12 protein-coding genes are annotated in these 15,203 nt (G+C 43.3%); all 12 read right to left on the reverse strand.

Annotated features, from left to right (window positions below):
• Nucleotides 1–55 precede the first annotated feature (55 nt).
• The 12 genes from V5739_RS06770 to V5739_RS06825 all read right to left on the reverse strand — a co-directional run bounded on the left by V5739_RS06770 (nucleotide 56) and on the right by V5739_RS06825 (nucleotide 15,089).
• Nucleotides 56–682: a cation diffusion facilitator family transporter gene (locus V5739_RS06770; protein WP_345599575.1), complete on the reverse strand. Its 627-nt coding sequence runs from the start codon at nucleotides 680–682 to the stop codon at nucleotides 56–58.
• A gap of 11 nt (nucleotides 683–693) precedes the next feature.
• A complete protein-coding gene (locus tag V5739_RS06775) occupies nucleotides 694–1,050 on the reverse strand; it encodes an STAS/SEC14 domain-containing protein (protein ID WP_345599576.1) in 357 nt (118 codons plus the stop codon).
• Nucleotides 1,051–1,106: 56 nt separating this feature from the next.
• On the reverse strand, nucleotides 1,107–1,760 hold the full coding sequence (gene rpe / locus V5739_RS06780; RefSeq protein ID WP_423820141.1) for a ribulose-phosphate 3-epimerase: 654 nt from the start codon (nucleotides 1,758–1,760) through the stop codon (nucleotides 1,107–1,109).
• 60 nt (nucleotides 1,761–1,820) lie between these two features.
• Entirely contained in the window at nucleotides 1,821–2,273 is a 453-nt protein-coding gene (locus V5739_RS06785; RefSeq protein ID WP_423820142.1) for an OsmC family protein, read from the reverse strand.
• Nucleotides 2,260–4,812 carry a heavy metal translocating P-type ATPase gene (locus tag V5739_RS06790; RefSeq protein WP_423820143.1) on the reverse strand — a complete coding sequence of 851 codons (2,553 nt, stop codon included), beginning with the start codon at nucleotides 4,810–4,812 and terminating at the stop codon, nucleotides 2,260–2,262. The genes V5739_RS06785 and V5739_RS06790 overlap by 14 nt, the downstream gene beginning before the upstream one ends.
• A gap of 29 nt (nucleotides 4,813–4,841) precedes the next feature.
• The gene (locus V5739_RS06795) at nucleotides 4,842–5,612 is read right to left on the reverse strand and encodes a helix-turn-helix domain-containing protein (RefSeq protein ID WP_423820144.1); all 771 of its coding nucleotides are present in this window, start codon (nucleotides 5,610–5,612) and stop codon (nucleotides 4,842–4,844) included.
• A 185-nt stretch (nucleotides 5,613–5,797) separates the two neighbouring features.
• Complete coding sequence (locus tag V5739_RS06800; protein WP_266069679.1) at nucleotides 5,798–7,828, reverse strand: heavy metal translocating P-type ATPase; 2,031 nt, start codon at nucleotides 7,826–7,828, stop codon at nucleotides 5,798–5,800.
• A 76-nt stretch (nucleotides 7,829–7,904) separates the two neighbouring features.
• Entirely contained in the window at nucleotides 7,905–8,333 is a 429-nt protein-coding gene (locus V5739_RS06805; RefSeq protein WP_311686760.1) for a Fur family transcriptional regulator, read from the reverse strand.
• A 98-nt stretch (nucleotides 8,334–8,431) separates the two neighbouring features.
• Nucleotides 8,432–8,767, reverse strand: coding sequence for a P-II family nitrogen regulator (locus V5739_RS06810; RefSeq protein WP_168025987.1), 336 nt, complete (start codon nucleotides 8,765–8,767; stop codon nucleotides 8,432–8,434).
• A gap of 88 nt (nucleotides 8,768–8,855) precedes the next feature.
• Nucleotides 8,856–10,097, reverse strand: coding sequence for an efflux RND transporter periplasmic adaptor subunit (locus tag V5739_RS06815; protein WP_168025988.1), 1,242 nt, complete (start codon nucleotides 10,095–10,097; stop codon nucleotides 8,856–8,858).
• Between the two features lie 30 nt (nucleotides 10,098–10,127).
• Nucleotides 10,128–14,603, reverse strand: a complete 4,476-nt coding sequence (locus V5739_RS06820) for a CusA/CzcA family heavy metal efflux RND transporter (protein ID WP_168025989.1) — start codon at nucleotides 14,601–14,603, stop codon at nucleotides 10,128–10,130.
• A 93-nt stretch (nucleotides 14,604–14,696) separates the two neighbouring features.
• Entirely contained in the window at nucleotides 14,697–15,089 is a 393-nt protein-coding gene (locus tag V5739_RS06825) for a hypothetical protein (protein ID WP_266069680.1), read from the reverse strand.
• Nucleotides 15,090–15,203: the final 114 nt, after the last annotated feature.

The raw sequence follows: 15,203 nt of genomic DNA on the forward strand, positions 1-15,203 counted from the left end.
AGTTAATTTTTAAAAGTTATAAAACACCCAATAGTTGAATTTTCGGTATTTTAATTTATGGTGAAATTTTTCTTCCGTTTTTAAAAGCCTCCCAACCTTCTTTTAAGGCATAGGGAACTATTAGAAGAGCCGCCACAGGATCTGCCCACCACAAGTCCAGATATTGTACCGCCAGGAGTCCACCCAATACCGCTATCGTCTGATATAGACAAACAAAAGTGTCTTTGGAATCGGCTATTAATTCCTTGCTGTCCAGTTTCTTTCCATACTTGCGTTTGTACCAAATTAGAATCGGATTGACCACTAAAGATATCAGGAGGATTATGATACCCATGGTGCTCCAGTCTGGAGTTTCTTTATTAAAAAATTTACTTACAGAATCATAGGTGATAAAAATGCTGACAATTAAGAAAGAAGTGGCAATTACATAAAGAGTGATTTTTTCTCTTTTTTTCACCCGCTCTTCGCTAATATTTTTAATTTCCCCGTGTAGCCGCCACCCAAGGGTGCTGGCCGAAATAACTTCTATGATACTATCCAGTCCCCAACCAATTAAAGCTGCGCTTCCGGAGATAAAACCGGCGGTTAGTGATACAGCTACCTCAATAGTATCATATAAGACGTTGTATACCTGGAGCTTCCTGGCCTTTTTGAGATACTTTTTTCTTTCTTGATCTGCCATAAATTTGTTTCTTAACTGTTTATCCAATTTACTGCCTCTACTTTTTTTGTAGATGCAAAATATTTAACTTCTGCAGAAGTAAAAGGTTTCATCAAATCTGTCATCCATTTTTCCCATTTTTTATCCCCTACCATGGCCACTTTTTCAAGGTCGTTGGCATGTTGGACATCGAATTTCAAATCTTCCCAAAAGGCTTTTGGTTCCCATCCTTCAAAGCCCTCCATTTCAAAATACCAACGGATTTTTTTATGTTTTTCCACTATGTTGTTCAGCAGGGGCAATAGCTTATCGTAATCGGCTTCGGTCAAATTGCCTGTTGCCCTTGTGGCTATTAAATTCCCTTCTGTTTGTCCCAATATTTGTAGCATAACTCCTCTTTTAATTATTATTTGATTTATTCCTTTTTATAACATTAGTTACATTATTAGGGGTTTCTAAGCTCCTGAATTGCCCTAAGGGGATCATTGAAATTGAAAATACTGCTTCCTGCTATAACAGCATCAGCTCCTGAATTCAAAATTTCCTTCACGTTATTCTTATCCACTCCTCCATCTACTTCAATAAAGGCCTTTGCATCTTTTCTTTGTATCAATTGCTTTAATTCCCTTATCTTTTCCAGTGTTTGGGGAATAAAACCTTGTCCGCCAAAACCCGGATTTACAGCCATTAGGCAAACTGTATCTATATCTTTGATAATGTATTCCAGGCTTCCTAAAGAAGTATGTGGATTTAAAGCTACCCCTGCTTTACAACCCAGGCTTTTTATTTGTTGCACCACGCTGTGCAAATGAAGGCAGGCCTCGGCGTGTACTGTAATTTGCTCTACCCCATATTTAGAAAAAACTTCCAAATACCTCTCAGGCTCAACAATCATCAAGTGCAGCTCGACAGGTTTCTTGGAGTATTTCTCAATTGCTTCTAAAACAGGAGTCCCAAAGGAGATATTTGGAACAAACATCCCGTCCATCACATCCACATGCAGCCAGTCTGCTTCACTTCTATTAATAATTTCGAGGGTTTTGCCCAGATAGGCAAAATCTGTCGAAAGAATGGAAGGGGCAACCATGAGATTTTTCATATCAACTATATTTATCGGCTAATTAAAAACCCTTACACCCCCAAATCCACCTGAAGGAAATTATAAAACAGGCTCCACTACAACCTCGGTTATTACAGAGTTGGAGATAAAACACTCAGCATGTGCTTTATGGTGCATTTTTTTCATTTCTTCTTCATCAGGTATATGTTCCCCCGAGAATTCTACTTTGGGCCGTAAAAAAACCCTGGTCACAGCCTGTTTACCATCCTTGTTTTTCTCAACCACAGCAACAGTTTCATCTTTATAACTCTTTATAATATACTTTTTAAAGGAGGCAATAGCCAGAAAAGTCAATAAATGGCAGCTGGAGAGGGAAGCAGCGAAGGCTTCTTCAGGATTGACAAATTCAGCTTTCCCCAAATATTCCGGAGCTGCAGATGCAGTGATTTCAGAGCCTCCTCCAAAAATCCATTGATGGGTACGTGTATAATTCTTATAGGAGAAATCCTCGGAATCGGAATTCCATTCTAGTTTAACTTTAAATTCTGACATTATTCTCTTGTTTTAATTCATGAATTTGTTTTATACGGCCTCCGGGAAAGGCAGTTTTCTTATTGTTATAAGCCAATAATCTCAAGGCGTTTGCGACCACCAATAAAGTGGATCCTTCGTGAACAAGTACTGCTATCCCGATGTTGGCAAAGCCAAATATGGTGGCGGGAATTAATAAAGCTACAATCCCCAGGCTTACCCAAAGGTTTTGTTTTATAATAGCTTTGGCTTTCCGGCTCAAACCTATTGCAAAAGGCAGGGTTTCCAGTTTATCTGCCATCAGGGCTATATCGGCGGTTTCCAGGGCCACATCCGATCCTGCTGCCCCCATTGCAATACCCACGGTACTATGTGCCATAGCGGGGGCATCATTCACTCCATCGCCCACCATGGCTACTTTATCCTCCTGTTTCTTTAATTTTTTGATAGCATCTACCTTTTCCTCGGGAAGCAGGCTCCCCCAGGCATCGGTAAGACCAATTTCTTTGGCCACCGCATCAGCCACTTTTTGGTTATCCCCGGTGAGCATGATCATACGTTTAATACCGATTTTTTTAAGCTCCTCCAAGGTTGCTTTAGCTTCTTCACGTGGAGTGTCCATAAGGGAAATAATTCCAATATACTCCTCATTCCTGCGTATCAACATTGTCGTGTTCCCTGCGGTTTCCTGTTCCCTTACTTTTTCAACGATTTCTTCTGAAGGCTTTTGATCATCGAGCGCTTCAAAGAGCTCAAGATTCCCCATATACACCTTATCTTCCCCGAGGCTGGCTTTTATGCCTTTTCCTAAAACAGCTTCCATATTACTTGCTTCCGGAAATTGTGCGTTTCCCAAGCGTTCTTTGCCGTCCCGTACCACTGCTTTTGCAAGGGGGTGGTCACTAAGAGCCTCGACCGCTACAGCTGTTTTTAGCAGTTCCTCTTCACTTACGTCCGTTAAAGTGATAACCTTGGTGAGCTTTGGTTTGCCTTCAGTAAGGGTGCCGGTTTTGTCAAAAGCAATAGCGGTGAGCACGCCAAGGTCTTCCAAGGGCCGCCCGCCCTTTACCAGAACACCACCCCTGGCTGCGCGAGCCACTCCGCTAAGTACAGCACTGGGTGTGGAAATGGCCAAGGCACAGGGACTGGCAGCCACTAAAACCGCCATTGCCCTATAGAAACTCTCGCTAAAGGGTTCATCGAGGACAAGGAAGGCGAAATTCAGCAAAACCACCAGGGCCAAAACCGATGGCACAAAATATTTTTCAAACTTATCAGTCAATAATTGGGTAGGTGATTTCTGTGTCTGGGCTTCATTCACTAATGTCACCAGTCTTGACAGTGTAGAATCCTGAGAGGTTTTTATCACCTTTACTTCCAGGGTACTATTGCCGTTGATGGTTCCCGCAAATACACGGTGTTCATCTTTTATTTCGCTTTCTTTTGAATAATCTTTGTCAGGATCGGGTACGGGGGACTTATCCACAGGGACGCTCTCGCCGGTGATGGGTGCCTGGTTCACACTACTATTGCCATTAACAACAACACCATCGGCAGAAATTTTAGTGTTGGATCTCACTACAACAATATCACCTACCTGAAGCTCTTCTATTTTTACTTCCTGCGTCTTTCCATCTCGTTTTATCAATGCAGTTTTAGGGGCAAGGTCTGCTAAAGCTGCAATAGATTTTCGCGCCTTGTTCATGGCGTAATTTTCCAGTGCATGGCCCAGGCTAAAGAGGAAGAGGAGCAAAGCCCCTTCTGCCCATTCTCCCAGAACGGCTGCCCCGATGGCCGCGACCAGCATAAGGAAATCAATTTCGAAACCTCCTTTGGCAACCGTTTCAATGGCTTCTTTTGCCGTGTAATAGCCCCCAAAGAAATAGGCGCCTATGTACAAGGCCAAACTAACCCATTCCGGCACAGTTTCTAGGTAGGAAAGGCCAAAGCCGGTGCCCAATAACACTCCACAGATTATGGAAAAATACATCTCGGTATTTTTTCCTAAAATTCCCCCGTGGTCATGGGCGTGGCCTTCATCTTTAAGCTCTGCCTCTTCGTGGGAATGTTTATGGGTTTCAGCCGTTTCAGGAGGCATTTTTTCATTCTTTTTGGCGGTTTTGATTTTCAGGCCTTCGTTCCTTAGGATTTGACGAAAATCTTCTTCATCAGTTTTAGCCTTTATGAATTCCAGCCTTACGATTCCCGTTTCGGATACTGAGGCTTCCATTATCTCCTCCAATCCTCTCAGGGCATTTTGAATTTTCCTTGCTTGTCTCGCATGCCGTATTCCATCAACCTCCAACAGGGTATGTCCAAATTCATTGGTCAATGATGCCCCTGCCTGTTTTGCGAGTTTTCTAATATGGGCAATGGAAATAATGTCGGGATCGTAATGAAAACAAAGCTTAGGGGTATCATCCTCTTTTTCAGAAGCAATATGTACCTTTTCAATACCTTCCCTGTTTTGCAGGTGATCCATTAGCCTCTGCACACATTGATCGTTCTCATCGGGAATTTCCGGCAGTAGTATTGGCAGTTTTACTTGCGTTTTTTTCATTTTTTCTATCGGTTTTTAATTTTCGCTCTCTAATTGTACAATGCCTTTCCTTTTCCTATATAGGCCAATGCCTCAGGAATATCCAGTTCGCGTGTGCCATTTCCGGTACGGATAAAAAAATGGGACCGATCTTCGTAATTGAGGAATACTGGTGTTTTTGAGGATTGTATGTTTAAATGGCAAATGTCCCTTCCTTTAAATTCGTGAAAAGTTACTTTTATCAAAGGACAAAAGCGGGAGCCCAATGTAACGGAGACCAATTGCATAATATACTGCTCAAATCCGTCCCTGCCGGGCTTCTTCAAGGTTTGATAATCTTCTTGAAGTCCTAAAATATGGCCTTCATCATCAATGCCAATCAATAGGTTGCCACCTTTGCAATTTATAAAGCCGGCTATGGTTTTTGCCACTACGACTTCCAGGGCTTTATTTATTTTTGACTGCCGTAAATCCCAGCGAAGTGTAGATTTAAACTCCACTTCACTGGTTTCGCCCTTAGCTATAAGTGCTTCTATAATGTCTGTTTCATTCTTCAATTTGTCAAGCTGAAAGATTTTTTTCCTGGTGTAAAACATCAATGCCAGGCTGATGCCCAAACAACCAAAAAGGAGGTTCTTCAAAATCTGATCAATATCCCCGAAACCGGCAATTTGTTCAAAAACAATTTCCATGATATTCCACCAACTGCCCTGGTCGCCCTGATTGTCATACAAAAAAAGGGAAATCCCAAGGGGCTGAACAATAAATACCCCCATCACAAAGCCCACAATAACAGTAAAGAAAAACCCCTTGTTGTTCATCAGACAATTATTTTATTAAATCATATTCAATGGTATTGGACGTTCAATATTTTTGTACCTCACCTTTAGTACTTTTTTTGTTCCCCTTAAGCAATTGCTGAACGATTGTGCATTATCAATTTATTCTTCGGTATTTGTTCTTTACAACCCGCACCTTCTAACCCCCTACACTTTTGGCTTTCAATTTAGGCAAACTCCTTTTCCGTTTTTGTTTCCCTTTTAGGGAAAGGCGCTACAGTTTTATCTAAAATTTTTGTTTCAGAAGTTTCCTTTGTACGGAAATCAATTTTCTGAATTCGCATGGCATTTAATATGGCCAGCAGGGTAACGCCCACATCGGCAAATACCGCTTCCCACATGCTTGCCATTCCAAAAGCCCCCAGGGCCAACACCAAAAATTTTACCCCAAAGGCCAGGCCTATGTTTTGCCAAACAATCCGGTTTGTTGCTTTGCTTATTTTTATAGCGGTAGCGATTTTTGAAGGCTGGTCGTTTTGTACCACCACATCTGCGGTTTCGATAGCGGCATCAGAGCCCAAACCACCCATGGCCATGCCAATGTCGGCAAGTGTGATAACAGGCGCGTCATTGATCCCGTCACCAATAAAAGCCAACATAGCCGATCCTTTTTTTAACCTTTCGACTTCTTTGATCTTTCCTTCGGGCAGCAAACCTCCAATGGCCAAATCCAGCCCAAGCTCCCGGGCCAGTTTCTGCACTACCCTCTCTTTATCGCCGGAGAGCATGACGATGTTTTTCACCCCTAGCTGGCGCAATTCATCTACGGCCAATTTCGCATCTTCTTTGATCTCATCGGCAATGGTAATAAAACCACAATACTTTTCGTTGATGGCCATTACTATCGTTGTTTCCACAAAATCGTCTATTTCCGGATCATAGGGAATATTGAATTTCTTTAACAGCTTAGTGTTTCCAGCCAATATGTTAAACCCTTCTACCTGTCCTTTCATCCCCATGCCTGAAATCTCTTCTGCATGCTCCACCTGGGCCGTTTTATAGCCCAAAGAGACCCAATAGGAGGTCACTGCCCTGGCTACCGGATGGTTGGAGCTGCTCTCGAGGCCTGCCACCAGGTTCAAAATCAACTCCCGGTCAAATTCAAAGGTCCTGATGTGCTGCACTTCAAATATCCCTTTGGTAAGGGTGCCGGTCTTGTCCATCACCACGGTGTCCACCTTCCGCATCTGGTCCAGGTAATTGGAACCTTTAAAGAGAATGCCATTGCGGGAAGCCGCGCCAATACCGCCAAAATATCCCAAAGGAATGGAAATCATCAGGGCACAGGGGCAGGATATCACCAAAAATACCAGGGCCCGGTAAAGCCATTCCCCAAAAATATAGGTTTCCACAAAAAAGTACGGAAGCAAAGTAATGGCCGTGGCTAGCAAAACCACAATGGGGGTATAAACTTTGGCAAAACGGGTGATAAAACGTTGGGTTTTTGCCTTTCGGGAAGCCGCTTCCCGTACCATTTCCAAAATTTTTGAGAGCTTGCTGTCCTCAAAACGGCTGGTAACTTTTATGGTGCCCAGGTCTTCCAAATTCACCATTCCGGCCAAAACCTGTTCCCCCTTGTATTTACGGTCTGGTGCGGGTTCACCAGTAAGTGCCGCAGTGTTGAAAGTGGCCTTTTCAGAAATCAAGATTCCATCAATGGCTACCTTCTCTCCCGGTTTTACCTGGATAATACTGCCAACCGCTACCGTGGACGGGTGCACGATTTTTATGGTTCCGTCTGCTTCCACTACAGCCACCTCCTCGGCCTGGATTTTCAACAAACTTTCAATGGATTTTTTTGCCTTGTTTACCGCGGCCCCCTGGAACAATTCGCCCACGGCATAAAAAAGCATTACCGCCACCCCCTCGGCATACTCGCCCAGCAAAAAAGCGCCTATGGTGGCAATGCCCATCAGGAAAAATTCGCTAAAGATATTTCCTTTCCTTATTTGCCTGATGGCTTTCCACAATACGGGCCCGCCCACGGGAAGATACGCCAGTCCAAAAAGGACAAATTGGAAAGGTGCCGTAAACCAGTTAGAAGCCACAACTTCTTTTAAGACAATACCCACGGCCAAAAGGAGAAAACCGGTAATTGCCAAACCGTACTCCCCATAGGTTTGTAAAAAACCACTTTTAGTTGTATTGGAGGATATCCCCCCATTTGAACATGCACCGCTACCGCAACAATCGCTCATAATATTTTTCTTTTAAATCTTCAAAAACAGCTTATTCCAAAGATATATTTAAAAACCTGCAATGAAATTGCATTTTTCAGCCTGAACATTTGCCGCAAACCCCTTTTACCAATAACGTTGTCTCCACCGGCACAAAGTGTTCCGGCAAGGGCACTTCGGGGACTTTTGATTTGGGCAGGCAAAAGGTTTCCCGGCAGTTTTGGCAATAAAAATGCACGTGCATATCTTTGGGGGCGCACTCACAACCTTCTTTGCACAATGCATATTTGGTTGTTCCGTTCCCGTCCACTATACTGTGTATCAAACCTTTTTCCTCAAAAGTTTTTAGCGTGCGGTACAAGGTAATCCTGTCGGCCTTTTCGAAGACCGATTCCAAATCCTGCAAACCTATCGCGGCTTTTTGCTTTTGAAGGGTTTTGAGGACCAACAAGCGCATGGCCGTTGTCCTTACTTTTTTTGCAGTCAGTAATTCTTCGAGTTCCTTTATTTTAAATTTGTTTTTCACATTAACGCCGTAAATTATGCCTGAAAAGGAAATCCCATTAGTAAGACAAACAGTTAGAACTTCCTTTACAGGACTTATTTTATTGTTGTTGCTCCCCGTCAATCAAATTTCTTTATGGATTTTCCCGTCTTTATTTGAAACGCATCTTCAATATCTGAAACATAAATAATTCCGTCGCCAGGATCCGTTGTCTTTCCATTTTCGACTATGATGTCTATTGCTTTTCGTGCTTCTTCATTTTGGCACACCAGTTCCAGTTTCACTACGGGACTATCTGTAATGCGAAAATCAAGGGAGGGGCTGGCACCTTTGGCTTTGAATGCACCGGTCCCTTCCCCTTGCGAAAGGGTCATGCTATTAAAGCCACTATCACTAAGGGCTTCAACTACTTTTTGTACTCTTTTTGGTTTTATAAATGCTTTTATTTCTTTCATCGCTATAGTTTGTATTAAGGATGAACCCTCTGGGTTAACTAATTAAGACAAACATTATACAGAGAGCCCATCCATTTAAGTTTTTAATTTAATGACCGTGAGAAGTCTGGCTCTTCTTCATTTCTGCTATCAAATAATAAGCATTGTTCCACGCCACCTTTGCACCTTCAGGTAAAGGTTGCAATAATTTAATTTCCACCCATCCTTCATTTTCTTCTCCTGTCACCACTTCCACCGGCTTAAAAGACCACTCGGTTTCCCCGTCCTCCTCGTGCTCTTCAGCAATAAAGATGTAGGATTTGTCTTCTTCCTCAATAATTGCTTCTTTCGGTAAGGCTGTTACTTCTGTTCCTGTGCCCGTAACGATCCTGCCGTTGATGTACATGCCCGGTACCAGGTTTTCTGAATCTTCCTGTATCTCTGCATGCACGTGGACAGCCCTGGGATTCTGTTCAAATTTCTTGCCGATAGAATAAATTTCAGCAGTATAAGTCTGGCCGGGCACTGATTCCATTTGTAACAGGACCTTTTGTCCCTCCTTGACTTTATATACATCTTTGGCAAAGACCATTAAATCTGCATGCACATGTTCGGCGTTGATCACTTCGAATAGCTCGGTTTGGGGATCAACATATTGTCCTACCTGCACACTTACATCTTCAATGCTCCCTTTTATTGGACTGACTACAGGAACATTCTCGACAATATTTCCTTCTCGTATGCCAGCAACATTAAGGTTTAACTGCCTGAGCTGTGATTCAAACCCTTGAACCTCTGCCTGCACAACACGATAATCGGCCTGTGCCTGTTGAAAAAGTTTGCCTGAACCTACTTCTTGTTCATAAAGCCTTTGTTGACGATTAAATTCTTGCTCCAGGTTCTGCAAACGGCTGTAAGCTGTCATATAATCGGTTTGTAACCTGGTGAGGTTAGGATGGGATAGATATGCCAGTACCTTACCTTTGCTTACTTGATCCCCCTCAATGACCTCAATAGAAGTTATATTGGCTCCTATAAAAGCAGTTACTGTAGCTTCATATTGTGGTGGGACTTCCAGTTGTCCGGTAGCTTCTACTATATCGGAAATGGGCCTTGTGGGCAGGGTGTCCACTTTTATTTCCAAACTGTTGAACTTGAGACTGGAAAGATGCACTTCACCCATTCCTCCTCCTTCTTCTCCTTCTTCATGACCTCCTTCTTCTTCTGCAGAATGTTCTTCCTGAGCTTCAGGGGACGCTTCTTCCGTACCTTTGCCTTCTCCGCCATTGCAGGCTGAAAGAAAGCTTACCGTAATGAGCAATGTGAACAGTTTTATAATGTGCTTTTTCATTTTTATATCTTTGTCTATTAATTAATTATCTTATTCTGAAGTATTTATATAATATTCGAGTTGGGAGCGGCTATCAAGATAGCTGCCCAATGCCTGCCAGGCATTCACTTCTATGCGTACGGCATCGCGTATGTTTTGCAGGAAAGTCACATAGTCAATTGCTCCTTCCCGATAAGCGATGATGGCCCCTGCCCGCTGTTCTCTGGCCAAGGGTAGCGCTTCTTCCTGATAGTATGTCCAGGAATTAAGCCACTTCAGGTATTCTTCGCGTGCCTCAGCATAAGCTGTCTTTAGCTCAAACTGCGTCTGCTGTAAATTAGCTTCAGCTATTTCGCGGTTTATTTTTGCTGATTGTGTTCTGCCCAATTCAGGTCCAAAGAACAAAGGAATGCTGATCCCTACCTGATATTGATAAAAGCCGGTTTGGCCGTCAATTTTCTGCCTGCCGTACTGCGCCTGAAATTTCGGAAGAAACTGCGATCGCCTCTCCCTTAGGGTTGCATCAGCCACCTCTATCCTTTGTTCATACACATTGAGCAGGGGATGGTTCCCAAGGGGTTGCAGTAATCCGCTAATGGGCTCATCAAACTGATCGGCAGGAACATTAGGTACCGTGTAAAGTGTGTCACTGGCAAACCACAGGTTGAATCGCTGCAAGGCTCCAAGATAATCCCTATAGGCCTGCTCTTTTTGTATTTCAACTTCATTGCCCTGGTTTACCGTAGCCAGGTATTCAAGTCTCGAGATTGTCTCTGTTTCCAACCTGATCTGTGCAGCTCTCTCAATATCGGTAAAGGCTGAATCCAGACTGTATAAGGTCTCATACTCATTTTTAGCAGCATATACCGACGCCCAGGCCTGACTTACCTCCAGTTCTACTTCAAGAATGGAAAGATCAAGGGCTTCTTCTGCCAGGGCCACCCTTTCCTTCTGCAACTTCAGGCGTGGCGCAATACCAAAGATGTCGATATTCTGTTGCTGAACCCCAATTTGTGTATAGACACCAAGATCAGCATTACTCGAACCACCGCTAATTTCTTCTGCGCCGGTGAATATCTGGGTATTACCAAGGTCCCAGGCCGTTTTCTTTAAAGCCTGCTGACTTTCTATCTCCAGGGCAGCAGCTCTTATTCTCGGAAAAGCCTCTATTGCCCGTTCCTTGGCCTCTTCTAACGAGAGGACTGGCAAAGAATCCTGTTGGACAATTATTTCAGCCTGAGCCGGAGAATTTTTCTGTGAAGAACTGTTTTCCTGTGCCTCTGCAGGGGTGCTAAATCCTAAGAGGCTTCCGACAGAAAGCAATGCCACCACTATTGCAGGGGCTGGTGCAAAGCCATTATTGTTATTACTATTTCTTCTGTTTTTCATATTTTCTATTAAAGTATAAAGGACTGGCAACACCACAAGGGTGAGAAGGGTAGCTGTAAGCATACCTCCAATAACCACGGTTGCTAAAGGGCGCTGCACCTCTGCACCGGCCGAAGAAGAAAATGCCATTGGCATAAATCCTAAAATATCTGTTACCGCTGTAAGCATGATCGGCCTGATTCGTTCTTTCGTACCCATAAAAATCCGGTCTTTGATACTGGTTACGCCTTCTTCTTTTAATGAATTAAAGCGATTCACCAGGACCAGACCGTTAAGTACTGCCACTCCAAAGAGCACGATAAAGCCTACACCTGCAGAGATACTAAAGGGCATGTCCCGGAGCCACAGGGCGAAAACACCCCCAATGGCCGCTAATGGAATGGCCATATAAATCATGATAGACTGCGAGAATGAGCCCAGGGCAAAATACAGCAGCACGAATATCAGCAAGAGAGCGATAGGCACCACAATAATCAGGCGGTCTTTGGCATTTTGAAGGTTCTCAAACTCACCGCCATAAGAAATGTAGTAACCTGGAGGTAAATCCAGTTCGGCACCCAGTTTTGCCTGAATATCATTCACAACCGACTCTACGTCACGGCCCCTCACATTTACCCCAACGTATGTTCTGCGATAGGTGTCGTCTCTGGAAATTTGCATTGGCCCGGGAACAAAGCTGATATCAGCTACTTCATTAATCGGGACTTGGGTACCATTAGGCAGATCAATGTATAAAGTCCGTATATCTTCAATACTCTGTCGGTGCTCTTCATCAAAGCGCACTACCAGGTCGAAACGTCTTTCTCCTTCAAAAACCACTCCTGCCACTCCACCTGCAAAAGCGGTATTTATATATTCATTTATTTTTTCGATTTCCAGCCCGTACTGTGCTAACTTGTCACGATTGTAGCGTACCGTCATTTGTGGGAGACCAGAAGTTCTCTCTGCATTTACATCTCCTGTTCCGGGTACAGTTTGAATAATCTCTGCCATTTCCTGAACCTTAGTGGATAGAACTTCCAAATCCTCGCCATAGAGTTTTACCGCAATATCTTCTCTTACCCCTTCCAATAGCTCATTAAACCTTAGCTCTATAGGTTGGGTAAAAACAAGGTTGACACCTGTGAGGTTTTTATTGAGTAGGTCCTGGATTTGTTCAATGAGTTCCTCTTTTGTGTCAGCAGAAACCCATTTGTCCCTGTCTTTTTCGAGTATGATGTACATATCTGCTATATCCATCGGCATGGGATCAGTAGGAATATCGGCCACCCCAATTCGGGCTGTTGCTGTCTCTATTTCCGGGAAGTTGTCCAAAAGTAAGGTCTCAATTTTTTTAGAGACTTCAATAGATTCATTTAATGAACTACCTGGACGGATTAAAGCTTGCATGGCAATGTCCCCTTCATCCAGCTGCGGAATAAATTCTCCCCCCATCGCGGAAAAAACATAGCCTGCAGCCCCCAATAAAACAATAGATCCTATGATCACCGCAGCTTTGAGGCGGAGGGAAGCTTTTAAGAGCGGAAGGTAAGCACGGTGAATGCCACCAATGATTTTATCACTGACTCTTTCCAGCCAGCGTTCTAACTTGCCATACCAGTTTTTCTTGTTTTCAATCGGCTTCATAAACAATGCCGTCATCATAGGAACGTAGGTAAGGCACAAGATAATGGCACCTATCATTGCAAAACCAAAAGTATAGGCCATTGGCTTGAACATTTTGCCTTCCACTCCTGTTAGGAACAAGATGGGTGTAAACACAATAAGGATGATAACCTGGCCGAAAAATGCCGACCCCATCATAGTGCTTCCGGAATCGTAAGCGACCTCATCCATGACCGCCTGATTAAATTTGACTTTTCCGGCTTTGATCCTTTTATGGATTTCATAAACGGCACCTTCTATAATAATAACCGCCCCATCAATAATTATCCCGAAGTCAATGGCCCCCAGGCTCATTAAATTTGCCCAAACCCCAAACTGCTTCATCAGGATGAAGGCAAAGAGCAAGGACAGCGGAATGGTAGTGGCTGTAATGAGGCCCCCACGCAAACTCCCCAATAGGAATACCAATGCAAAGATTACGATTAAAGCACCTTCCAACAGGTTTTTAGTCACGGTATCGGTTGTTCTTCCAATAAGGGCGCTTTGGTCAATGATGGGCCTTATTTCAAGTCCTTCCGGCAAGGATTCTTCTACCTCCGCCATCCTTTCCTGGACCCTCTGTATTACCGCATTGGGGTTTGAGCCCCTCAGCATCATAATAATACCGCCCACAGCTTCCTCTCCATCCTGAGTAAAAGCACCATAACGCACTTGACTTCCGAAACTCACTTTTTCGGCAATATTTCCAACTGTAACAGGAATCCCGTTTTCATTGGTAACCACTATTTTCCTGATGTCATCTAAAGACTGGATCAGGCCTTCTCCCCGAATGAAGTTGGACATTCTGTTCCTTTCAATGTAGGCTCCCCCGGTATTTACATTGTTCCGGGCCAGGGCCTCGTAAACCTGGGAGATGCTTACATCCAGCGCATTTAATTTCTCAGGACTAATAGCTACTTCGTACTGTTTGATGTATCCTCCAAAGGAATTCACTTCTACAACACCTTCAAGGAGTGTCAGCTGTCTCTTAATAATCCAGTCCTGAATACTTCGGAGCTCCGTAGGAGTATACTCCTCTTCATAATCTGGTTGTGGCTGGATGGTATATTCATAAATCTGTCCCAGCCCGGTGGAAATAGGCCCCATAGTTGGGCTACCAAAGTTTTCGGGAATGGTTTCCTGCAGCTCTGTCAATTTTTCCTGAACCAGCTGCCGGGGCAAATAAGTTCCCATGTCATCTTCAAAGACGATGGTTACCACGGATAGTCCAAAGCGGGAAACAGATCGTAATTCAGTCACCCCGGGGAGATTACCCATTGCCAGTTCGACCGGATAAGTGACAAACTGTTCAATATCTTCAGTACCTAAGCTGGGAGATTGGGTAATCACCTGTACCTGGTTATTTGTAATATCAGGAACTGAACCCAGGTTCACGGTCATCATCGACCATATTCCGGCTCCTATAAGTGCCAATGTTAGCAGTCCTACTATAAACTTGTTGTTTATAGAGAATGCTATAATTTTGTTAATCATTAATAATAGAATTTAATTCAACGTAAATAGATGAGATGGCCATTAAAGAAGTCAATGGCGTAAGGATATAATTATCCTATCACAAAAGTTGAATTATACGCGGGGAGGTTGAAAAATTCCGCCTAGGGCGGCAGAAGAAAACGGAGGCTGGTAAAAAACACTTATACTTTGATCCTCTAAAGGTTCAATTACAGCTAGCTCAAAAGTATCTGAGTTAACAAACGAAAATCCATGAGAACAAACATGATGACCCTGTAAAGGGAGTTCGCCGTCATGTCCATCGTCCTGGTGTCTATTCAAATTTTTCTGATCTCCGTAGTGGTAATCCAGAAATTCAATAAAGCCAATACCAGTGTCTCCTGTTTGTTCATTATAATGTTCAATAAGATTCGGTATCTTCAGTAGTTCACAACACCAATCCATTACTGGTCCCGAAGATTGGAACAAGAAAATGATGGATAGAAAAGTGGTTGCTAATACTTTCATCTGGGCACAAAAGTAATAAAAAAAAACTTGCAATTGGATTGCAAAAGATGAACTTCAAAAAGGAGAGAGAGACTTTGCGGTTTTCTTTTGATAAATTTATATAAAATTTAGAAT

The sequence above is a fragment of the Salinimicrobium sp. TIG7-5_MAKvit genome, from assembly GCF_049569215.1.
Taxonomy (GTDB): domain Bacteria; phylum Bacteroidota; class Bacteroidia; order Flavobacteriales; family Flavobacteriaceae; genus Salinimicrobium; species Salinimicrobium profundisediminis.

What these genes read in the sequence shown, in the direction of transcription:
- V5739_RS06770 (WP_345599575.1), bottom strand. Translation starts at nt 682, where the DNA reads ATGGCAGATCAAGAAAGAAAAAAGTATCTCAAAAAGGCCAGGAAGCTC.
- V5739_RS06775 (WP_345599576.1), bottom strand. Translation starts at nt 1,050, where the DNA reads ATGCTACAAATATTGGGACAAACAGAAGGGAATTTAATAGCCACAAGG.
- rpe (WP_423820141.1), bottom strand. Translation starts at nt 1,760, where the DNA reads ATGAAAAATCTCATGGTTGCCCCTTCCATTCTTTCGACAGATTTTGCC.
- V5739_RS06785 (WP_423820142.1), bottom strand. Translation starts at nt 2,273, where the DNA reads ATGTCAGAATTTAAAGTTAAACTAGAATGGAATTCCGATTCCGAGGAT.
- V5739_RS06790 (WP_423820143.1), bottom strand. Translation starts at nt 4,812, where the DNA reads ATGAAAAAAACGCAAGTAAAACTGCCAATACTACTGCCGGAAATTCCC.
- V5739_RS06795 (WP_423820144.1), bottom strand. Translation starts at nt 5,612, where the DNA reads ATGAACAACAAGGGGTTTTTCTTTACTGTTATTGTGGGCTTTGTGATG.
- V5739_RS06800 (WP_266069679.1), bottom strand. Translation starts at nt 7,828, where the DNA reads ATGAGCGATTGTTGCGGTAGCGGTGCATGTTCAAATGGGGGGATATCC.
- V5739_RS06810 (WP_168025987.1), bottom strand. Translation starts at nt 8,767, where the DNA reads ATGAAAGAAATAAAAGCATTTATAAAACCAAAAAGAGTACAAAAAGTA.
- V5739_RS06815 (WP_168025988.1), bottom strand. Translation starts at nt 10,097, where the DNA reads ATGAAAAAGCACATTATAAAACTGTTCACATTGCTCATTACGGTAAGC.
- V5739_RS06820 (WP_168025989.1), bottom strand. Translation starts at nt 14,603, where the DNA reads ATGATTAACAAAATTATAGCATTCTCTATAAACAACAAGTTTATAGTA.
- V5739_RS06825 (WP_266069680.1), bottom strand. Translation starts at nt 15,089, where the DNA reads ATGAAAGTATTAGCAACCACTTTTCTATCCATCATTTTCTTGTTCCAA.